Raw genomic sequence first — 21,988 nt, forward strand, 5'->3', positions numbered from 1 at the left:
ATGCCTCCTCTTTCACAGGGAAACAGGGTCTACCGTGACCATTCTCGAAGCCAAAGGTCTCACCGTGGACATCCCGACCGAGGACGGGGTGGTGCATGCGGTGCGCAATGTCTCCTTCTCCGTGCGGGCGGGGTCGCTGTTCGGCATCGCCGGCGAATCCGGCTCCGGCAAGAGTGTGCTCACCCAGGCGGTGACGGGCCTGCTTGCCAATGCCGAGATTGGCGGCGAGGTCCTGTTTGAAGGGCGCAACCTGATCGGCCTGCCGCAGGAGGACATGCGCCGGCTGCGCGGCGGCCGCATCGGCATGATTTTCCAGGATCCGCTCTCCAGTCTGCATCCGTTCTATACGATCGGCGCGCAGATCGCCGAGGTGCTGCATGCCCATGAGCGGGTGAGCGCTGCCGAGGCGCGGGCGCGGGTGATCGATATGCTCGGCAAGGTCGGCATCCCCTCGCCGAAAGACCGTTTCGACGACTATCCGCACCAGTTTTCCGGTGGCATGCGCCAGCGCGTGATGATCGCCATGGCGCTCATCCTCAAGCCGGCGCTCGTCATTGCCGACGAACCGACCACCGCGCTTGACGTGACCGTGCAGGCACAGATCGTCGCACTGCTCGACACCATGCGGCGGGATTTCGGCACGACCGTTATCCTCATCACCCACGATCTCGGCCTGCTGTCCAGCGTCGCCGACGATGTGATGGTGATGTACGCCGGCCACCGGCTGGAATACGGCCGTGCTGTCGATGTGTTCCGCCAGCCGGCCCATCCTTATACCGCCGGGCTTTTGCGCTCGACGCCTGCAAGCTACCGGCCGGGCACGGACCTCGCCCCGATCGGCGGACGGCCACCAAGCCTGCTGGCGACGCCTGCCGGCTGCGTTTTTGCGCCGCGCTGTGCCGAGGCGTTGCCGCGCTGTACGAGCGAGCCGCCACCACTGCGCCTCTACAGCGATGGGGTCGAATCCCTCTGTTGGCTCGAAGAGGGTGCCGGAAAGGCCCGGCCAATGGCCGAAGCGACCGCGGGCGCCGTGCAGGTGACCGTTTCCGAACCGGTCGCGGAAATCGAAAATGTACGCCTCACCTATCAGGCCGGCAGCTTCTTTGGTCCGAAACGGTCCCTCGACGTGCTGAAGGGCATCGACCTGACCATCGGGCGGGGTGAGACCGTGGGTCTTGTCGGCGAGAGCGGTTGCGGGAAATCGACGCTGGCGCGCATCGTTGCAGGCCTCGTTCCTGCCACCTCCGGCAGCGTCCGGGTGCTTGGCCGCGACATGGGCGCACTTGATGCCCGGCGATGGCGGGAAATGCGCCAGCAGGTCCAGCTCGTCTTCCAGGATCCGTTCGGATCACTCAATCCGCGCCGCCGCGTCGGCGCGATCATCGGGGATCCGTTCCGCCTGCACGTCATTGCTTCCGGCGAGGCGCGCCGGGCGAAGGTGCGCGACCTGATGGAGATCGTCGGTCTCAATCCCGAACACTACAACCGTTTCCCCTCGGAGTTTTCCGGCGGTCAACGCCAGAGGATCGGCATCGCCCGGGCCTTGGCGTTGAACCCGGGGCTGATCATCTGCGACGAGCCCGTCTCGGCGCTGGATGTGTCGATCCAGGCACAGGTGCTGAACCTGCTTCGTCGCCTCCAGCGCGAGTTCGGCCTGACCTATCTGTTCATCTCCCACGACCTCTCGGTGGTGCGCCATGTCTGTGATCGTATCGCGGTGATGCAGGACGGCCGGATCGTCGAACTCGCCACCGCCGAGCGGCTGTTTGCCGATCCGCAGCATCCCTACACGAAGACCTTGCTTGCGGCTTCCAAGACGATTCCTGCTTTTGCAGAGGGCGAGCAGCGGTCCCTGGTCGAAACGCGGCAGCAGGTGGCATCATGAGTGACGGCGTGACGAAAGAACCGCTTCCCGAAACCGAGGTCGTCCAGCGCGGTTCCTTTGAACTGACGTTGCGGCGGCTGCGGCGCGACACCGCGAGTGTGATGGCCTTCGCCGTCATCGTGGCGATCGTCCTGCTTGCCGTCGCAGCTCCGCTGGTCGCCACGATGACCGGCCATTCGCCCATCGAGCAGTTCCGCGACACCGGCCTGTCGCCGACCGGTATTCCCGTTGGCCCGGGGGCGGAGTTCTGGCTGGGCACGGACCAGCTTGGCCGTGACGTGCTGGTCCGGCTCGCCTATGGCGCGCGCGTGTCGTTGCTGGTCGGGGTCTGCGCCTCGCTGATCGCCTCCTTCATCGCTGTCGTTGTCGGTACGACCGCGGGCTATTTCGGAGGCACGGTCGATCTTGTCCTTAGCCGGCTCACCGATCTCGTGATGAGCGTGCCCTTCCTGCTCTGCGCGCTGGCCCTGGTCTCGGTTTTCGGACCGAGCCTTTCGCTCAGCGTCGCCGTCATCGTCTTCTTCAGCTGGGCGCCGATGGCCCGCGTCATCCGCGGGCAGGTGATCTCGCTGCGCCGGCAGGATTTCGTGCAGGCCAGTCGCTCGCTTGGCGCGGGCCCGTTGTCGATCATGATCGTCGATATCCTGCCCAATCTCGCCGTGCCGATCATTGTCTACACCACCATGCAGATTCCCAATTCCATCGTCTTCGAGGCGACGCTCTCCTTCCTGGGCATGGGCATCGTGCCGCCGACACCGAGCTGGGGCGGAATGCTGGCGGACGCCTCGTCCAACTCGCTCTATCTGGTCGCCTGGTGGCTGGTCTTCGTGCCGGGCACGGCACTCCTGATGACGACGCTTGCTTTCAACATTCTCGGCGACGGCCTGCGCGATGCGCTCGATCCGAAGAGCGCGCGTACCGCGCGTCGCCTGAAGCGCCAGCCGAAGGGAGCCACCAAACGATGATCCGGTTCCTCTCCCGCCGCGTGGCCTTCGGCGCAGGCGTTCTGTTTGTGCTTTCGGCTTTCGTTTTCCTGCTGTTTTTCGTGGCGCCGGGCGACCCCGCGCGCATGATCGCCGGCGACAAGGCAACCGAAAGCCAGCTCGCGCAAATCCGCAAGAATCTCGGCGTCGACGGACCGATCCTTGCCCAGTACGGCACCTTCATGGGCAAGGCGCTCACCGGCGATCTCGGTTTTTCCTACCGCAACCAGCAGCCCGTCGCACCGATCATCCTGCGGCGCATTCCGGTGACGCTGTCGCTGGTGCTGGGCGGCGCGGTGCTCTGGCTGGCGATCGGGGTGCCGGTCGGCATCATGTCGGCACGTCACGTGGGCAGCCTGCGCGACCGGCTGGGGCAGGCCTTCATTCTCGTCGGCCTCAGCTTTCCGACCTTCGTGCTCGGCATGATGTCGCTCTACCTGCTGTATTTCCTGCCGAAACAGGCGGGCTTCACCCTGTTCCCGGCCGGCGGCTACAAGGCGCTGACGAGCAATCCAATGCTCTGGGCCTGGCACCTCGCCTTGCCCTGGACCACGCTGGCGCTGACCATGGCCGCCGTTTATGCGCGCCTGACCCGGGGTCAGATGCTGGAGGTGATGGGCGAGGACTATATCCGCACCGCCCGTGCCAAGGGGCTCTCCGAACGCCGTGTGGTGTGGAAACACGGCCTGCGCGCCGCGCTGACGCCGCTCGTCACCCAGCTTGGCGCGGATATCGCCATGCTGCTCGGTGGCGTCATCATCATCGAACAGGTCTATGGTCTGCAAGGTGTCGGCGCGCTCGCCGTGCAGGCGGTCGCCAACCAGGACCGGCCGATCATTATCGGCGTGGTGCTGCTCGGCGGCGTGTTCATCGTCATTGCCAATATCGTTGTCGACCTTTTCTATGTGCTGCTCGACCCGCGGGTACGTTGAGGACTTCCCATGATCGTCTCCGAATACACCATTCCCGGCCTGCATATCCGCGACCACGTCGTCACCGTCCCGCTCGACTGGGCGGTGCCGGACGGCAAAACCATCGAGGTTTTTGCCCGCGAGGTGGTCGATCCTGCTCGCAAGGACGAAGTGCTGCCGCTGCTCTGCTTCCTGCAAGGCGGGCCGGGCGGCAAGTCGCCGCGGCCGACGCGCGGTGGCCCGCCCTGGCTGCACAAGGCGTTGAAGACGCATCGCGTCATCCTGCCCGACCAGCGCGGCACCGGCCGATCAACACCGGTCGATGCGGCGGCGATCGCGGGTTTCGACGGCGAGGCTGGAGCCGACTATCTTGCATGTTTCCGGGCCGATTCCATCGTCGACGACCTCGAGCACCTGCGCAAGACCAGCTTCGGGGGCAAGCGCTGGCAGACGCTCGGCCAGAGCTATGGCGGCTTCCTCACGCTCACCTATCTGAGCCGCGCGCCGGAGGCTCTTTCGGCCTGTTATATTGCCGGCGGCATACCGAGCCTCGACCCATCGGCCGACGCGGTCTATCGCCATACCTACCCGCGCGTGCGTGCCAAGAACGACATTTTCTACAAGCGATATCCGGAGGACGAGGCGCTGGTGGCGCGCATCGCCGATTTCATCGATGCCAACGCGGTGCTGCTGCCCGATGGCGACCGCCTGACCGTGCGACGCTTCCAGAGCCTCGGCCTTGACTTGGGCATGGGGCCGGGCTTCGAGAACATTCACTGGCTGGTCGAGGAAGCCTTTGCCGGCGCGGCCGGCGACCGCCTGTCCGACCAGTTCCTCGCTTCCGTCATGCACCTGACCGCCTATCATGGCAATCCGCTGTTTGCCGCGATCCACGAGGCGATCTACGGTGAGGGCGAGGGCGACACGGCCTGGTCGGCGGAACGCCTGCTCGGCGAGTTCCCCGAGTTTGACGTTAAGGCGCGACCGCTGCTTTTCACCGGCGAAATGATCTATCCGTCGATGTTCGAGGAGACTGCCCTATTGCGGCCGTTCCGCGCTGCCGCAGAGGCACTCGCCCGCCGTCCGCGCCACAGCCGGCTCTACGACAAGGACCGGCTTGCGGCCAATACGGTTCCGGTTTCGGCGGCGATCTATCATGACGACATGTATGTCGATGCCGGGCTGTCGCTTCAGACGGCACGCGCCGTCGGCAACCTGGATTTCTGGATCACCAACGAATTCGAGCATGACGGCATTCGCCAGTCGGGCGCGGTCTTTGATCGGCTTGTCGCATTGGTGGCCGAAAAGGGCGGGCCGCTGAGCGCGGACCGGTAAGGGAAAGACGCATATCATGACGACAAACGACCGTGCGCCGGTTCTGGCGGCGCTGCGCGGCTGGCTGGCTGCGTCCGGCCTGGACGGGCTGATCGTGCCGCGCACGGACGCCCACCAGAGCGAAGTGACCGCCCCGCGCGATGATTGCCTGCACTATCTGAGCGGCTTCTCCGGCTCGGCGGGCCTGGCACTCGTGCTTGAGGACAGCGCACTGATCTTCGTGGATGGCCGCTATCAGGTCCAGGTGCGGCAGGAGGTCGATCCGGTGTTGTTCCACGTGCGCCATCTGCACGACGATCCGCTCGACCGCTGGCTGAAAATCCATGCCCGCCCGGGCTGGCGCATCGGCATCGATACCATGCTGATCGCAGGCAACCTGTACGACCGGCTGGCAACCGGATGCGCGGCAGCGGGCGCGGAGCTGGTGGCGCTCCACGACGATCCCTTCGATGCCATATGGCGCGACCGTCCCGCCCGCCCGCTCGGCGCGATCCGCGCGATGCCGCCGCAGGTTGCCGGGGAAACGGCGGCCGACAAGCGGGCGCGCATTTCCGAAGGCTTGCGAGAGCGTGGCGCGGACCTGCTGGTGGAGACTCTACCTGACAACATCGCCTGGCTTCTCAACGTGCGCGGCTCCGATGTGCCGATGAACCCCGTGCCACATTCCTTCCTGCTGCTCGACGCGGACAACCGGCTGGAATGGTTCGTCGACCGGCGCAAGCTCGGCAACGACCTCGACGCCTACGAACTCGCCGACGTGACGCTCTCGCCGCCGGAGCAGTTTCTCGGCCGCCTAGCGGAAACGGTCGCTGATAGGACGGCGCTCATCGACGCAGATTTCGCGCCGCAGGCGGTCCGTGCCTGCGTCCTTGGTTCTGGTGGCAGACTGGCGGCGCAGACAAGCCCGATCACGCTTGCCAAGGCGGCGAAGACGCCGGCCGAACTCCAGGGATACCGCGATTGCCATCTCGAAGACGGCATCGCCGTTATCGAATTTCTGGCCTGGGTCACGAGTGAGGTGCCGGTACGCCAGGGTACTGCAACGCCATTGACCGAGCTTGAGGCCGAGGCGCAGCTGCTCGCCTTCCGGCAGGAGCGGGCCGGATTCATCGAGCCGAGCTTTCGCACGATTTCCGCCGCTGGCGCCAATGCGGCCATGTGCCACTATGCAGCGCGGCCGGAAACCGATGCTGCAATCGACACCGCCACGCCCTATCTGGTGGATTCCGGCGGACAATATCTGAACGGCACTACCGACCTGACGCGAACGCTGATGCTCGGCGCCCCGAGCCCCGAGATGCGGCTAGCCTACACGGCCGTCCTGAAGGGCTTCCTGTCGATGATGTCGGTGCGGTTCCCGACGGGAACCCAGGGCCATCAACTTGATGCTTTCGCGCGTCGGGCACTGTGGGAACAAGGCCTCGACTACGATCACGGAACCGGCCACGGCGTGGGGCACAATCTGCTCGTGCACGAATATCCGCACCGCTTCGACCGAAAACCGAACCTTCACGGCCTTGTGCCTGGCAACATCATGACGGTGGAGCCCGGCTACTACAAGGAAGGCGCCTTCGGCATGCGCATCGAAAACCAGGTGGAGGTCATCGCCGACGGAGACGGCTTCTGCCGCTTCGTCTCGCTCACGCTCGTGCCCATCGACCTTGCGATGGTCGATCTCGACACGTTGAGCCCCGCCGAATGTGCCTTCCTCGATCGTTACCACGCCCGTGTTCACGCTCAGCTAAAAACCCGTGTCGGCGCTGGCGCCCTGCCATGGCTCCTAAGTCAGACACAATCCATCGATGAGCAGCGCCGCCTGAGACGAGCTGCCCACCATGAGAAAGTTTCGGACTGCTGAGAAAACAAGGACGACGGCCGTCCGTTGTTTTCCAGCAATCCCGGCTTTCACGCGGCCATCCCAACCTCGCTCAGGCCGGTGTCTGGCCCGTCCCAAGGAACGGGGCGCTTTCACGCAGGTGGATGAGCGTTGGGCCGTCCGCGGCGAAGGCGGATTTGACCGCTTCTTCCAGTTCGTCGAAACTCGTGGGTTCTGCTGTCCGGCAGCCATAGGCTTCGGCGAGCTTGACGAAATCCGGATTGTGCTGGTTGACGCCGATGGTCGGGATATCGCGAATGATCATGCCGTCGCGGATCTGGGCGAGACTGTCATTGTTCCACAGGATGATGGCGAGCGGCAGCTTGTTTTCCACCGCCGTGCCGAGTTCCTGTAGCGTGAACTGGAAGCCGCCGTCGCCGACGATGACGGCGACCGGCGTTTGGGGGCTGGCAATCTTGCCGCCGATCGCCGCCGGGAGTGCATAGCCGAGCGTGCCGAAGCCTGCCGGAAAGTGCCAGGTGCGGGGCAGGGCGCTACGATAGAAGGCATAGCCGGTATAGGCGAGTTGCGTCATGTCGGTATAGATGACGCCGTCGTCGGGAATGGCGTTGCGCAGGCTGTCGAGCACACGGACATGTTTTTGCTCGAGCGGCGTCAGCCCGTCGCGCTCGGTGGCGCGCAGCTCGGCGATGGCGTTGCTGTCTTTAAAACCCTTGGCTGGCGAGACCATTTCGGCGATCGCTGCCACGGCCAGTTTCGCGTCCGCCTCCATGGCGACGTCCACATCATAGTCGCGCACCAGCGTCGCGGGGTCGATGTCGATGCGGATGAGCTTGCCGTTCATCGGCAGCGGGCCATCGAGCCAGATGTCGGGTTCAGCAAGCTCGGTACCGATGAGCAGCACTGCATCGGCATCGCGCACGAAGGCCTGGGTGGCGCCGCGATCCACCGTCACCTCCAGGGCGAGCGGGTGGTCGTCCGGCAGCATGCCCTTGGCCGCAATGGTCGGAACCACGGCTGCGCCGATCTTTTCCGCCAGCGCCCGGACCTCGGCGGACGCGGAAACCGCGCCGCCGCCGGCAAGGATGACTGGCCGTTTCGCCGCGTTGAGGATGGCGGCTGCCGCCTCGACCTGCGCGGCATCGGGTGCGCGGCGGCGCGCGGTGGTGCGCCGGCTTGCCGGCTTGTCGTCGGGCGCCTTGAACACGTCGAGCGGGATCGAGACATGCACCGGGCGCGGACGGCCGCTTTCGAAGAGGGCGAAGGCGCGGGCGATATATTCGCGCACCTGTTCGGGATTGGTGGCGGTTTCGGAGAAGGCGGTGAGGGGACGTGTGACGGCCGACTGGTCAGTGATCTCGTGCAGCGTGCCGCGACCCATGCCGAGGTCCTTGTTGGCTGCGACGGAGGTGATGACCAGCATCGGCACGCTGTCGGAATAGGCCTGGCCGATCGGGGTCGCGGCATTGGTGACGCCCGGGCCGGAGATCAGCACGCAGACGCCGGGCTTGCCCGACATGCGGGCGTAACCATCGGCCATGAAGCCGGCGCCCTGTTCATGACGCACGCCGATATGGCGGATGCCGGCGGCATCCATGCCACGATAGGCTTCGAGCGTGTGTACGCCAGGCATGCCGAAGACGGTATCGACGCCATAGGCCTTCAGGATCTGCATCAGGCGGCTGCCGCAGGAAATGGTCTCGTTCATAATGGAATCCGTTCGGAAAAATTGGTTTTCAGGGTTTCGCTGCGTCTTCGAGGCCGGTCCAAATCGAGCCGTATTCATCGGCCACCACCATCAGGCTCGCGCCGAGTTCCTGCGCAAAGGCGCGCTCGGGGCGGGACCAGGCGGGCATGATCCACGGCTTGCCGGCCTTTTGGGCGGCCTCGGCGATCTTGCGGAGGTCGGCCTTGTCGGCATCCGTGTTGCGATAGGCGCCGCGGCCGGAATCAAGCGAAAGATCGCTTGGGCCGACGAAAAGGCCGTCAACGGTGGGAAGCGCGAGAATGGCTTCGACATCCTTGAGAGCGGCAGCGGATTCGATCATCGGATAGCAGCGTGTCTTGGCGTTCTCATTGTCGTAATATTCCGGCTTCACGCCGCCATAGCGGGCGGGGCGGGTGCCAGAAAAACTGCGCGTGCCGAGCGTCGGATACTTGGCCGAGGCGGTCACGCGGCGCGCATGCTCGACATCGCCGATATGGGGGATGAAGACGCTGTCGGCGCCCATGTCGAGTGCCTGTTGGATTGGGATCGCTTCCGGCCCGAGCACCTTGGCATGCATGGTCATGCCGAGCGCCTTGCCGAGCGCCAGGATGCGGTCCAGCGCTTCGACGTCGAACAGGCCATGCTCAATGTCGAGCACGATGTGGCGGTAGCCGATGTCGTGGGCGATTTCGATCATCGCCTGGTGCGGGGTCGAGAGCCAGACAGCGAGGTTTTTGAGTGTATCAGCCATGGGAGGCTCCATCCTTCTTCTGCCGCTCGGCGATCATGCCGGCGATATCGACCAGTTCCTGCAACGTGCCGCCGGCATTGATGCGCGCCACCCAGCTTCCCTCGTCCTCCTGGTCAGCCAGTGCGATATCGGCAATGCCGGCCACTTCGGCCGGCGGCAGTACGAGGATGCCGCAGTCGTCGGCAAGGATCGCATCGCCCGGATTGACGGTGACGCCGCCGCAGGAGACGGGAATGTTGTAGCCGCCGCCGAGATTGAGCAGCTTCGTGGTGATCGGCGAGACGCCGCGCGCCCAGGTTGGCACGCCGGCCTCGCGGATGGCGGCTGGATCCGTGATCATGCCGTCGATGATCACGGCGGCAAGCTTGCGCTCCTTGGCGACGGCGGCCATGAAACCGCCCCAGGCAGCGTGGCGCTCGTCGCCTGCCCGGTCGATCACCAGGATGTCGCCGGGCCGCACCCGGTCCATCGCGTGGTACAGCAGGGTGGAATCGGGGCCGGGGATCGAGACGGTCTGTGCCGTGCCCGCCACCCGCACGCCATCGATCAGCGGACGCAGATCATTGCGCATGAAGCGGTCGTGCAGGTAGTGGCCGACGGTCGCCGCCTCGACGCGGGCGAAACGGGCCATGAGGCCGGCATCGAGTTGCGGCGCTGGATCGGCGATCCGGTAGGATTTGATCGACATGATGAAGGGGCATCCTATTGCGTGAGAAGTCTGATCGCGGAGGGTGCGCAGGCGAGAATGCCTGGCTCTCCGGGGTTCGAGGTCGGCCGGTCACCGCCATTGCGCACCCGGGCATGCAAGCGGCTGTCATCGGCAAGCACCAGGCTGCAGACGGTGTCGGTGCCGATATAGACGGCGGCGCCAACCGTGCCGGAGAAGCGAACGGTCACGCCGGCATCGCCATCGACGAAATGCAAGGCCTCCGGGCGAATGGCGAGCGTGCAGGGATCGCCGGGCCGCAAGCTCGGCTCGTTCGGAAGCTCAAGCCTGTTGCTGGCGGCTTCCACCACAAGACGATCACCGCTATGTCCGGCAACGCGGCCTTCGATGAGGTTCATGTCGCCGATGAAGCCGGCGGTGAAGCGGTTGGTCGGCCGCTCGTAGAGATCGACCGGACCATCGATCTGCTGGATGACGCCATTGTTCATCACCGCGATGCGGTCCGACATGGTCAGCGCCTCTTCCTGATCGTGGGTGACGAAGATAAAAGTGATGCCGAGACGGCGCTGCATCTCCTTCACCTCCATCTGCATCTCGCGGCGCAGCTTCAGGTCGAGCGCACCGAACGGTTCGTCGAGCAACAGCACGGAGGGCCGGTTGATCAATGCGCGGGCGAGCGCGATGCGCTGCTGCTGACCGCCGGAAAGTGCGGAGGGCTTGCGGTCGATGGCGTGCGCCATGTGTACGCTGTCGAGCGCTGCCTTTACCCGCTCGCGAATCTCGCCCTTCGCAACGCCCTTGACCGAGAGGCCGAACCCGACATTCTCGCCGACATTGAGATGCGGAAAGAGTGCGTAGCTCTGAAACACGGTGTTGACGTTGCGCTGGTGGGCCGGCACGCCGGTCACGTCCTTGCCGTCGAGCAGCAGGCGGCCAGAGGTCGGCTCCTCGAAACCGGCGATCATGCGCAGTGTCGTCGTCTTGCCGCAGCCGGAGGGACCGAGGAAGGTGAAGAATTCGCCCGCCTTGATGGTGAGGTTCATCCGGTCGACGGCATAGGCGGTGTCACTGCCCGTGCCGAACGCCTTGCGGATATCGATCAGCTCGATGGCGGCACGGCTTGCGCCGGCCGGCTCTGTCTTGATGTCAGGCGGCATATCGTTCTGGAACTCGCTGAGGAAGGAAAGGGCAGCCGGTGGTTTGCATCCGGCTGCCGATGATCCGACGCGTTACTGCGCGGTCTTCACCTTGGTCCAACCGTCCTGATAGAGTTTTGTGGCGTCGCCGACGTCGAGGATGAAGTCCGCTTTCATGAGCTTGTCTTCCGGCGGGTAGATCGCGGCATTCTCCACCACGTCCTTCGGCAGCAGCGCTTTGGCCTTGTCGATCACCGTCGCCGATTTCGACAGGTTGGCCGCCTTGGCGGCGACTTCGGGCCGCATGATGTAGTCGATGAACTTATAGGCTTCCTCGACATTCTTCGAGGATGTCGGAATGGCGAAACCATCGATCCACATCGATCCACCTTCATCCGGAATGACGTACTTCACCTTCGGATTGGTCGCGGTGACCTGGGCAATCGAGCCGTTCCAGCCCTGCACGACGCAGGCCTCGCCCGATGCGAGCAGGTCGCCGTAGTTCGTGCTGTTGTAGCCGCCAAGCACCTTCTTCTGCTCGATCAGCGACTGGGTCGCCTTTTCGATCTCTTCCGGCTTGGTGGTGCCGGCATCGAAGCCGTTGACCTGAAGACCGGCGATATAGGCTGCCAGCATGTTGTCGAGCATGTAGATCCGGCCTTCGTACTGCGGATCCCACAACGCCTTCCAGCTCGTCGGCGGGGTTTTTACGCAATCCTCGTTATAGGCGAAGCCCGTCGTGCCCCAGATATAGGGCACCGACCATTTCTGGCCCGGATCGAAGGAGACCTCCTTGAAGGGGGCGCCGAGATTGCCGATGTTGGGAATCTTGGCATGGTCCAGTTCTTTTAGCAGGCCCTGTTTGGCGAGCACCTGCACGGTGTACTGGCTCGGTTCGATGAGGTCGTAGCCGGTCGCACCGGCGGACAGCTTCGCCATCATCGTTTCATTGGAATCGTAGGTATCGAAGGTCACCGTGATGCCGGTCTCCTTGGAGAAGTCATCGACGATTTCCTGCGGCACTTCGCCGGACCAGGCGTAGATGTTGAGTTCGGCGGCCGAGGCGCCGGACGCAAAGGCGATGAGGCTGGCGGTGGTGAAGAGGGTCTTCCAGTTTTTCATTGTTGCATTCCCCTTTTTTGATTGATGATCTTATGAAGGCTTGCGGACCGTCTTGAGGTAGCGACCCATGACGATGAGGATGACGAGTACGTTGACGGCGATCAGCATCGCGCCGAGCGCGTTGATCTTCGGCGTCAGGCCGGTCTTCAGGGTGGCGTAGATCTGGATCGGCAGCGGCGTGGTGCCGACACCCGACACGAAGGTCGAGATGACGAAATTGTCGAAGGAGATCACCGCGCAGAGCAGGAACGCCGAGAGAATGGCAGGCGCCAGCAGCGGCAGCGTCACGCGCAGGAAGGCCTGCTTGCCATTGGCGCCGAGATCGGCCGCGGCCTCGTCAAGGCGCGGATCGAGGCCGGAGGCGGCCGCCCGCACGATGAGGAAGCTGAACGGGATCGACACGAGCACGTGGCCGGCGATCAGCGTGCCGTAGCCGAGCGGAATGCCGGTCCAGACGGTGGCGACGAGCAGGCCGACGGCGAGCACGATTTCCGGCAGCACGAGCGGCGCGATCACCAGCGTTGAAAACAGGTTTTTTCCAGCGAAGGGGCGCTTGACCACGGCGAGTGCCGCACTGGTGCCGATGGCGGTTGCGAGCGCTGCCGAGGCGATCGCAACGATAACGCTGACCTTCAGGCCAGCACGGAGCCCGCGATCACTGAGTGCTTCGGCGAACCAGGCGAGCGAAAAGCCCTCCCAGACCACCGTCGTCCGGCCGGCATTGAAAGCGTAGATCACCAGCACCACCAGCGGTGCGAAGAGGAAGACGTAGCCGATGAGCGTGGCGGCGGGAACGTAGAGACCGATGATCTTCTTCATGCCCGCGCCTCCTCGACCGAGCGCAGCACGCGCATGTAGCAGACGATGATCACCGACGAGATGACCAGCAGCACCACCGAGACGGCAGCACCCAGCGGCATGTTGCGGAAATCGAGGAACAGCTGGACGATCAGGTTGCCGAGAATGATGCTCTTGCCGCCGCCGAGCAGGACGGGAATGGCATAGACGCCCATGGCCGGAACGAAGACGAAGAGGATTGCCGCCATCACACCGGGCAGCGACAGCGGGAACGTCACCCGCCAGAAGGATTGCAGTGGCGTGGCGCCGAGATCGTCGGCCGCTTCGAGAAGCCGCTTGTCGAGCCCGTTCAGCGCGGCGTGGATCGGCAGCACGGTCGTCGGCAGGAAGGCGTAGAGCATGCCGACCAGCACGGCCGGATAGGTGCCGATCATGCGGATCGGCTGCTCGATAAAACCGAGGCCGAGCAGCGCGCTGTTGATCGTGCCGTTGCGGCCGAGCAGCACCATCCAGGCCGACATGCGCACGATGAAATCGATCCAGAACGGAATGAGGAGAAGCGCCAGCAACAGCCCGGCATGACGCCCGGCGCGTAGCGCAATGAAATAGGCGATCGGATAGCCGACCAGCAGGCAGACGACGGTGGAGAGAGCGGCGAGCTGGAGCGAGTTGAGGAAGATCGGCAGGTAGATCGCCTGGAAGAGCTCGCGGTAGCTCGCCAGCGTGAAGCCGAATTTCGCGCCACCATAGGTATCCTGCTCGGCGAAGGAAAAGGCGATGACGATGAGGATCGGGATGACCAGCAGGAGGATTGCGCTGAGGAGGGACGGGGCGAGAAGAGCCAGTGTCAGAAGGTTGCCTCGGCGCGCGGCGGTCATTTCCGTGTCTCCACGCGCACTTGGCGGGAAGAGGATTCGACCGGCCGGATGAGGTTCGTCGCGCTGACGGAGAGGTGCGCCCGCATTGCAGCCTCGGCATTATCGGGATCGCCGCTCGCCAGCGCCTCGTGGATCACGACCATGTCCTTCAGGTCTTCGAAAAGCAGCGCTACGGGCATGCGGGAGACATAGAGGCTGCGCACCGAAAGCGCATAGAGGCGGGTCAGTGCCTGGACGAGATAGGTATTGCCGGAGGCTTCCGCGATCAGCCGGTGCATCTCCTCGTCGATACCGAGATGCCATTCGATTTCCATGCGCTTGGCCGCGACACCGGCACGCGCCTCTTCGATGAGAGCGGCAAAACGATCGAGCTGCGCGTCACTGATACGCGTCGCGGCCAGCCGTGCAGCCCAGACTTCGGCCTGAAGGCGGAACTCCTGAAGCTGGAAGAAATCGGTCGCAGAGGTTGAGGAAACGAAGTAGCCCCGCTGCGGGACCGCCAGCAGCAGATCCTCTTGCGCCAGTCGTTGCAGCGCCTCGCGCAACGGCGTGCGGCCGACCGCCAGCCGTTCCATGCATTCCTTCTCGTCGATCGGTGACCCCGGCAGCAGTTCCGCCTTGATGATGGCGGTTCGCAGCCCGTGATAGGCGACATCGCTCAAGCGCATTTTCTTGCTGGAGACAGGCTGCACGGTCGGTCACTCCATAAAATATATTTTCAAAATATCATCGAAATATTTGCTGTCAATACGCGCTTTGACGGACGTCACAGCAGCTGCTGAACATTAACGGGCACAGATATATGCCCGTCGTTAGCGAGCGGCACTTCGACTGCTTGAGGGGCTTTTCGATGACGCCCGCGGCAAGGGTGCAAAGGTTATGGCGGTCGGCGTGCGGCCTGAGAGCACTGCCGGCTGTTTGCGCACGTTGCCCCCGCTGGTCCTCGATGCCGGCGACGATGCGGCCGCCAGTGTGAGGAAGTCTTCAGCCCAATCCTGCCGGAGCGCCCCTACCACGGCCGCTCGCGCTCAATTACTTCGGGAAGCAGGATGCCGAGTGCGGGCGCCTGTTGCGGCTGACCGCCCTCGGCAATGTCGGTATCAACAACACGATGATTGATGTCGCGCAGGACGACCAGACCTTCGGCGGTACAGGGCTGAATTGCATGGGTGCACGTCATGGCATCGAGGGATTCCGCACGATGGGCCACGCCAACGGGCCCTTCATCCAGGGCCGCTGGAAACCTGCCGAACCTCTTGCGCGCGCCCTTCGGCAGGTTGGCCGACTTGAAGACGCTGAGCGGTCTGCCTGGCATCGGCCACGGCATGCAGCTTTGTATTCATGCGGCCTTTCGTGCGTCCTATCAGCCGTCCAAGCGCCCCTTTTTACGCGCAGGCTCGAGGCCGTGCGGTGCGCTTTCAAACAGGTCGCATTAATCATGGTAGTCTTTGAGCCGGAGCTTCCGGCGGGAAGACCCTCCATCACTCGGCCAAACACGCCCATCTCGCTCTACCGTTTCCATCTGTTGTACAGCGTCTTGTGCGGTCTGTATTCCCGGGGCGCATCCCGCCAGGGCAAGCCGTTACGGTTGACGAAGATGATCCCGCTCAGAATCCGGCGGTTATCCACACGCGGTTTGCCGTGGCTCTTGGGAAAACACGGCGCAAGTCGTGCTATTTGCTTTTCTGCCAGCCAGCAAAGGTCGCTCATGATCAGTCTCCTTGTGGAGCCTGAACCACATCGGGCACATCCAATCATTGGATCCTGACCATGGCGGAAATCGACTACAGAACGCTGCGGAAAAACTATCGGCTCATGCCGCCCCGTGCGATGGTCGGCAAGCTTTCAGGTGACTACAGTCGCATGTCCGCAATGATCATTGGCGACCGGTGAAATTAGAGGACGTCATAGCGAACATCACTAAACTGGAGGGCTTCATAGACACCCCGCCGCGAGCGGAGTCACAAAGCTGATTAGAGGTGCGACGCCGCCAGCACCGAGCCGATCAATCCGGGGAACCGCGCCTCGAGGTCTTCGTGGCGTATGCTGAGGCGGCGGCCGCGGCCCAGCGGCTCATTGCGGATGACGCCTGCCTCGCGCAAAACCTTCATTAAATGCGACTTGGTCGATTTCGGCATCGAAGGGTCGGAGAGATGGCATTGAGCCATTTCAAGCGGCCCGTCGGCGAGCTGGCGCACGATGGCCAGGCGTTCCGGATCGCTCAAGGCGAAGAGGACGTCGGTCAGCCGCAGATCGTCGCGGGCAGGGTGGTGAAGGTCGGTATCGGGCGCCATGGTTCGAATTTAGTTGAACCGTCACGAAAATGATAGTAGAGAATGGTTCGAAATTATTCGAACTATCAGGTGTTCCGTGACGGATACGACGCAATCCATGCCTCTGCGCAGCCTCGCAGGCTTTCGCATTACCCTTGCCGGAATGGCCATGATGATGGCCGGCGCCAGCGCGCCCTCACCCTTCTATCCCGCGCTTCAGCAGGAGATCGGCTTTTCGGCGGCAACGCTGACCGGTATCTTCGCCGTCTATACCGTCGCTCTGCTCGCATCCTTGCTTGTGACAGGGTCGCTCTCCGATCATGTCGGCCGGCGGCCGGTCATATCGGGGGGCTTTGTGCTGATGGCGATGAGCCTGCTGTTGTTCTGGCAGGCGAGCGACGTGGCCGGCCTGATGGTGGCGCGGGTGTTGCAAGGCATCGCGGCCGGGATGCTGCTCTCGGCGCTGTCTGCGGCGGTGGTCGATCTCGAGCCGCAGGACAGGCCCGGCAGCGCATCGGTGTGGAACTCGGTCATTCCACTGGGCGGGCTTGCCATGGGGGCTCTCGTGGCGGGCATATTGATGGACGTAACCGAGATGGCGAAAGCGGATGTGTTCGGTACCCTGGTCGCCGCCTATCTGTTGTTTGCAGCCGTGATCTGGCTCATCCCCGAGTGCGCGCCGCTGCATGAGGGCGTCTGGGCCTCGCTTCGGCCACGGATCGGCGTGCCGGCTATGGCTGCCAAGGCATTCTGGCGCAGCGCGCCGGCTGTTGTCGCAGGCTGGGCGACGGGCGGGCTCTATCTCTCGCTCGGCGCGCCGATCGTCCGGCACGTCTTCGGGGCCGAACACCATCTGACGCAGGCAAGCGTCATCGTGCTCCTCTGCGCTGCCGGAGCCGCCGCCTGTTACGTCGCGCGTGGCCATTCCTCGCGGCAGGTGACGCTTTACGGAACTTCCGCACTCTCGATCGGCACGACGTTGACGCTTGCTGCGATCGCTTGGCAGTCCTTGCCGGCCTATCTCGCGGCCCTCGTCATTGCCGGGACAGGCTTCGGCACCTGCTTCTACGGTGTGTTGCGGTCCATCGTCCCGACCGTTCGACCAGATGAGCGCGGTGAACTCTTCGCCTCTCTGTTCACGCTGAGCTACCTCGCATTTGGCCTGCCGACACTGCTTGCCGGCATGGCCGTCGGCGCCTTCGGCCTGACGCTAACGACGCTGGGGTATGGCATCCTGATTGTCCTGTTCTCGGCGACGGCGGGTTTGTTGCGGAAGTTCGGGACGCACGAATAAACCTGCCAGGCAGAGAACGCCGGTCAGCACCACCAAAGGGATGAGCGGTTACGGCCGAGGGACAGCAATGTCCTTCCTGTTTCATCTTGCTGCCAATCCTCGCGTCGGTAATAGTATCCGGGGCGGGACAGGGTTTCCCTACGATTGCGGTTTCGAACTGGCTGGATGGTATTCCTTGGGCAGGAGGGTGCGGCATGCGAAAGTCACTCAGTCTGGCGCTCGCTGCCGTTTGCGCGATCGTAGTCCTTTGTGCGACGGGGACCGAAGCCCAACGACGCAAAGGCGATGTCCTGCTGGGACCGGTCGAGACGTTCAGGGGGCTTGCACGGCGTGAGCCGGCCTCCCGGCAGCAGGGTCAGCAGCGAGCGGAGCCGGCCGGACGCTGGATGCCGCTTGCAGCGGCCAATGGCACGGGCGGCACGATCTGCAACACGACGGGCAGCAAGTATTCCTGTTTTGCCGTGCGCTGCAGCAGCGAGGGAAATCCCGAATTCACCTTCTTCTACAATGTCGGAACCTATGCGGATACGGTCAGGCCCACCGTCGTCGTCGACGACCGCCTGACATTTTCGATCGCTCTGTCGCGTGTCGCCGAAGGCGTGATGGCCGGGCCGATCGATACCGGACGCGACACGGTTCTTCTCGAAGCATTGAAGGCGGGGCGCACCTTTGCCTTCGATCCGGGGTTCCGCCATGTCTTCAGTCTAACGGGATCATCCGCCCATATCGATCTGACCCTTTCGCAATGCAATCCGGCGCACCCCCCGTCTTTCGTGGCCGGGGACACCGCGGAGATACAGGTTTCCCAAGCGCTGGGCGGCTCGAGAAGCGGCCTCCAATGGTTCTGGGACACCGACCTGCCAGGCCACGACTACCGCGGCGGACTAACCGATCCGGCCCTGCGCGGGATTAGCCGCGACCAGTGCGCAACCTTTTGCGAGGTCGACGACCGTTGCCGCGCCTACACGCACAACGGTTCAAACAATGTCTGCATGCTGAAGGAGGACGCTACACGCCACGAAACTTTCGCTGGCGCATCGTCCGGCATCTTCCATGCCAAACAGCCGCGCGCCAAAGCGCGCACGGATGTTGTCGCCTCCTTTGCACAGGGGCTATACTGGCGCGCCGGCGACACGCCGGAACGTTATGTCGAACGTATCCGGACCAATGCCGCTCACTCCGGCGGCGCCTGTGAGAGCGAGCGGACAGCGCTTCGCGCGCTGGCCGCGGGGTTCAATCTCGAAATGCCTGCGAAAGATGCGACCGCGAACACGGTGGTGCAGATCGACTGGGCCAACAAGGCGCAGAGCGCCGGCATCACCGCCTATTTCGTGCTGAGTGCCCGCGGTACCGTCCGCTTTACTGGAAAGGGTTTTCTGGCCCTGACGCCGGATGCGCTAGGCCCCTATGGCATCAGGCCGAGGCATGATGAAAGCCGGGCGATCGTGGCGCTCCACAGTCGCGGCGCAGGACCGGCCGGCACAATCTCGCTGCTGCCGCTTTCGGCAGGTCCAATGGATTTGCACGCGACGCTCGTTGGATACATTCGCGCCTGCAAGGAGGTCGCCGTTCTTCAGGAATGGGAAGGCACGCTTGCGGTAAAACCCGCAGCGCCGCAGATCGTTCTCAACGATCCCGTCGCAGGCAACCTCCATGACAAGCGTATCGACATTCCCGCTCTCGGACGAAACATCCTTTTCAACGACACCCGCTTTGCGGTGATCGACACGGCCACAGGCAGCGAAATCCTCGACCGGGAAGGCCATGACATTGCCCTGTCTCCGACAAAACGTTTCCTCGCCGTGCGCAGCAACGAGAACTTCGACGTCGTCGACCTTGTGGATGGCGCGCGGGTCGCGACGCTCGGCGGCAGCGACCTTGCCTGGTTCAACAACGACTCCTTCGTCATCAGCGAGGCGGAACCCTGGGGCCGCACCTGGCTGGCATCGACCCTTTCTCCCGGGGTCGTGATCGAGGAACAACGCACCGCCTGCGCGGCGTGCAGCAGTTCGGTCTCCGCCTCCGTCACCATGGATCTCGAGAACATGCTCGGCATCGTTGCCGGGCCGCTGGGCTATGCCACCTTCGATTTGCAGGACGGGGATTTCGTCTCGCAGGATCCAAACCTGATCATTGCCGACGAGGGCCTGAGAGGCGTGCGGGAGTTCATTCGCGTCCAGGCGGAGGCAATTGGGATCACCGCGCCCATCGGACTCGAGACCGGATGGAATGCACCCCTCGGCCTCGCCTATACGCACTACACGGGAGAGCGCTCGACTGGCAGCGAGCAACTTGACGCGAAGAACGCGACGCTGGCGGCGCTGTTGTTGAAGCGCGATTATGTTCGGCCGAACCGCGGCCTGCAGGAAACACAGGTCGCCATCGACGAGCTACAGGAAAAAACGGTCCTGCGCGGCCTTGCGCCAGTCCGGCTGGATCGTTCCGCCATGGGGGTCGTCTCCCGGCGAACGCTGCTCGATGCCCTGCAACCCTTCGGGTTTACCGCGAGTAAGGCCACCCTGCCCGACTTCACCCTGGAACCGCTCGACGACGCGCGGCGGTTCGATGAGACCGCTCGGGCGCCGTTCGAAAAGCGGGTCAAGGCTGCAAGCAAGGAGCTTTCCGACGATATGGCCGCCATGAAGGCGCCGCTTGAATGGTCCCACGCGACCGAATCCATGGACGCGATCTATTGCGAGCAGGTGAACCAGGGACTGGAAAGCGGAAAACTGCCTGACGCACCGGACCTCGCGCATCGCATTCGCGTCGGTGGCCGCACGATCTGGATCGTCCGCGGCATATGCTATGGCGGCCCGACGGCGGGAAGCCAGCTCAGCAAATCCTATCTGGCTATCTTCGACGAAGGCAGCGGCACGCTTCGCGTAAAGCAGGCTCTTGTTGCCCAGGAAGAGACGTTTGGCGCTGCCCAGCCCCGTTTCTTCCATGAGCAGAAACTCGATGTGAAGGCCATCGGCACCACTGCGCTGCTGTTCTATGCAAAGGCCGCGGGCACGATCGGCTTGTTCGATCTCAAGTCGCGCCGCTTCCTGTTCGAGAAAATGGATCTGCCGCGGGGCGATATGCTGAAGGATGCCTTCGCGGACGAGAGCGGCCGCTACATTCTCCAGGAGAATATCGACGGAACCTTCTATATCCACCGGGTCTCGGATGCAGCCGTTCTGCTGTCCGGCCGTTTCATCGACGATGAGGTCGTGTTCTGGAACGAGCATTTCCAGTTTGATGCGACGCCCGAGGGAAGCGCTTTCGTCAACCTGCGCTTTCCAGGGGCGAGCGGCCAGTACAGCTTTCAGCAATTCGACCGTCGGCTTCGCGTCGAAGGGCTGATGCAGGCCGTGCTTTCCGGCAGCGGAACGGTGGGTGCGCCGACCATCGGTGCGCCGCCTTCGCTGGAAGGAACCCTCGATAGCGACGGTGCCCGCATCACGGGTGACGTCACGGCTCACGGTCTTCTCCCGGTCGTTGCGGTCAACGTCTACCAGGACGGTGTCCTGACCGACCGGGTCGCGGTGTCGGATGTGTCGAAGCCGGTTGCGATTGACGTGGCGCGGCTGCCGTCAGCGCGATGGGTGAGCCTCGTTGCCGAAGATGCAGACGGATTGCAAAGCCTGCCGATCGGACGCGACTTCGGTGTCCAGTCCCAGAAACCCAATACCAGCGTGCTGGCCGTCGGTATCGACCTTTATGAGGATACCCGGATTTCGCAGCTTTCCTTCGCGAAAAGCGATGCGGAGCGCGTGATCGCGCGCTTCCGCTCGCTCTCCGGCCAAACGATCGATGCGCCGGAAAAAGACCTGGTTCTCCTTGCAGACGGGGCGGCGAACAAGACGGCGATCCTTGCTGCTGCCGAAAAACTAGCGCAGGGCGTCGATCCTGGCGAGACGGCGGTCTTCTTCTTCGCCGGCCACGGATTGCAGGGAGCGGACGGCAAATTCTATATCGCGACCTCGGCGACCAGGGCCGACGACGTCGAGGCGACCTCGCTTGCCTGGGATGAGCTCGCCAGCGTCCTCTCCAAGACAAAGGGGCGGCTGGTCGTCCTGCTTGACGCCTGCCATTCCGGCGCTGCCGGCACGGGCCTCTTTGCCACCAATGACGATGCGGTCTCGGGTCTGCGGCGGTCCATTCCAGCCGGACTGGTGGTGCTCTCAGCCTCGAAGGGCCGTGAGCTTTCCCGCGAATCCGCCAAGGCCAACGGCGGTGTTTTCACCACGGTACTGACGAATGTCATGGGCGAGGGACGCACGAAGGCCGATCTCAACGGCAACGGCACCCTGGAGGTTTCCGAACTGTTCCGCGCCGTCAAGGTCGGCGTCTCCCAGGAAAGTGGCGGCCTACAAACCCCCTGGCTCGCCCGCAACCAGATGATCGGAGAATTTTCGCTGTTCTGAT

Annotated in this window: 17 protein-coding genes and 1 pseudogene; 8 read left to right on the forward strand and 10 right to left on the reverse strand. The window is 63.7% G+C overall.

Going from position 1 to position 21,988, the window contains the following annotated elements:
- Positions 1-34: 34 nt before the first annotated feature.
- Genes AC1RT2_RS15640 through AC1RT2_RS15660 form a run of 5 tightly spaced genes read left to right on the forward strand, consistent with a single transcriptional unit; the run spans position 35 to position 6,972 of the window.
- On the forward strand, positions 35-1,885 hold the full coding sequence (locus AC1RT2_RS15640) for a dipeptide ABC transporter ATP-binding protein (protein ID WP_493103261.1): 1,851 nt from the start codon (positions 35-37) through the stop codon (positions 1,883-1,885).
- Positions 1,882-2,850: an ABC transporter permease gene (locus AC1RT2_RS15645; protein ID WP_493103263.1), complete on the forward strand. Its 969-nt coding sequence runs from the start codon at positions 1,882-1,884 to the stop codon at positions 2,848-2,850. The genes AC1RT2_RS15640 and AC1RT2_RS15645 overlap by 4 nt, the downstream gene beginning before the upstream one ends.
- Positions 2,847-3,800, forward strand: a complete 954-nt coding sequence (locus AC1RT2_RS15650) for an ABC transporter permease (protein WP_493103265.1) — start codon at positions 2,847-2,849, stop codon at positions 3,798-3,800. Before AC1RT2_RS15645 ends, AC1RT2_RS15650 begins: the two co-directional genes overlap by 4 nt.
- 9 nt (positions 3,801-3,809) lie before the next feature.
- Positions 3,810-5,114, forward strand: a complete 1,305-nt coding sequence (locus tag AC1RT2_RS15655) for an alpha/beta fold hydrolase (RefSeq protein ID WP_493103267.1) — start codon at positions 3,810-3,812, stop codon at positions 5,112-5,114.
- A 16-nt stretch (positions 5,115-5,130) separates the two neighbouring features.
- Positions 5,131-6,972 (forward strand): aminopeptidase P family protein, encoded by a 1,842-nt coding sequence (locus AC1RT2_RS15660; RefSeq protein ID WP_493103269.1) that lies wholly within the window; start codon positions 5,131-5,133, stop codon positions 6,970-6,972.
- Between the two features lie 70 nt (positions 6,973-7,042).
- Here AC1RT2_RS15660 and AC1RT2_RS15665 read toward each other — a convergent pair whose 3' ends face one another.
- The 9 genes and pseudogenes from AC1RT2_RS15665 to AC1RT2_RS15705 form a co-directional block, all read right to left on the reverse strand.
- On the reverse strand, positions 7,043-8,659 hold the full coding sequence (locus AC1RT2_RS15665; protein WP_493103271.1) for a 5-guanidino-2-oxopentanoate decarboxylase: 1,617 nt from the start codon (positions 8,657-8,659) through the stop codon (positions 7,043-7,045).
- A gap of 28 nt (positions 8,660-8,687) precedes the next feature.
- Complete coding sequence (locus AC1RT2_RS15670) at positions 8,688-9,410, reverse strand: HpcH/HpaI aldolase family protein (RefSeq protein WP_493103273.1); 723 nt, start codon at positions 9,408-9,410, stop codon at positions 8,688-8,690.
- Positions 9,403-10,098 (reverse strand): RraA family protein, encoded by a 696-nt coding sequence (locus AC1RT2_RS15675; RefSeq protein ID WP_493103275.1) that lies wholly within the window; start codon positions 10,096-10,098, stop codon positions 9,403-9,405. Before AC1RT2_RS15675 ends, AC1RT2_RS15670 begins: the two co-directional genes overlap by 8 nt.
- 14 nt (positions 10,099-10,112) lie before the next feature.
- The gene (locus AC1RT2_RS15680) at positions 10,113-11,234 is read right to left on the reverse strand and encodes an ABC transporter ATP-binding protein (protein WP_493103277.1); all 1,122 of its coding nucleotides are present in this window, start codon (positions 11,232-11,234) and stop codon (positions 10,113-10,115) included.
- A 72-nt stretch (positions 11,235-11,306) separates the two neighbouring features.
- A complete protein-coding gene (locus tag AC1RT2_RS15685) occupies positions 11,307-12,335 on the reverse strand; it encodes an ABC transporter substrate-binding protein (RefSeq protein ID WP_493103279.1) in 1,029 nt (342 codons plus the stop codon).
- A 30-nt stretch (positions 12,336-12,365) separates the two neighbouring features.
- A complete protein-coding gene (locus tag AC1RT2_RS15690) occupies positions 12,366-13,154 on the reverse strand; it encodes an ABC transporter permease (RefSeq protein WP_069063587.1) in 789 nt (262 codons plus the stop codon).
- Positions 13,151-14,011 (reverse strand): ABC transporter permease, encoded by an 861-nt coding sequence (locus tag AC1RT2_RS15695; protein ID WP_493103282.1) that lies wholly within the window; start codon positions 14,009-14,011, stop codon positions 13,151-13,153. Before AC1RT2_RS15695 ends, AC1RT2_RS15690 begins: the two co-directional genes overlap by 4 nt.
- Positions 14,008-14,673 (reverse strand): GntR family transcriptional regulator, encoded by a 666-nt coding sequence (locus AC1RT2_RS15700; RefSeq protein ID WP_493103284.1) that lies wholly within the window; start codon positions 14,671-14,673, stop codon positions 14,008-14,010. The genes AC1RT2_RS15695 and AC1RT2_RS15700 overlap by 4 nt, the downstream gene beginning before the upstream one ends.
- A gap of 617 nt (positions 14,674-15,290) precedes the next feature.
- Positions 15,291-15,721: pseudogene (locus tag AC1RT2_RS15705) on the reverse strand (IS5 family transposase); the annotation flags it as partial.
- Between the two features lie 60 nt (positions 15,722-15,781).
- On the opposite strand from AC1RT2_RS15705, the gene AC1RT2_RS15710 reads away from it, so the two are divergent.
- A complete protein-coding gene (locus tag AC1RT2_RS15710; protein ID WP_493103286.1) occupies positions 15,782-15,904 on the forward strand; it encodes a hypothetical protein in 123 nt (40 codons plus the stop codon).
- A gap of 80 nt (positions 15,905-15,984) precedes the next feature.
- Here the strand turns inward: AC1RT2_RS15710 and AC1RT2_RS15715 are convergent, their stop codons facing one another.
- Positions 15,985-16,305 carry an ArsR/SmtB family transcription factor gene (locus AC1RT2_RS15715; RefSeq protein ID WP_069063583.1) on the reverse strand — a complete coding sequence of 107 codons (321 nt, stop codon included), beginning with the start codon at positions 16,303-16,305 and terminating at the stop codon, positions 15,985-15,987.
- A gap of 97 nt (positions 16,306-16,402) precedes the next feature.
- Here AC1RT2_RS15715 and AC1RT2_RS15720 point away from each other — a divergent pair, with 97 nt between their 5' ends.
- A complete protein-coding gene (locus AC1RT2_RS15720; protein ID WP_493103289.1) occupies positions 16,403-17,578 on the forward strand; it encodes an MFS transporter in 1,176 nt (391 codons plus the stop codon).
- 194 nt (positions 17,579-17,772) lie between these two features.
- On the forward strand, positions 17,773-21,987 hold the full coding sequence (locus AC1RT2_RS15725; protein ID WP_493103291.1) for a caspase family protein: 4,215 nt from the start codon (positions 17,773-17,775) through the stop codon (positions 21,985-21,987).
- Position 21,988: the final 1 nt, after the last annotated feature.

This window comes from Shinella sp. GW821-FHT11G07 (assembly GCF_058808115.1).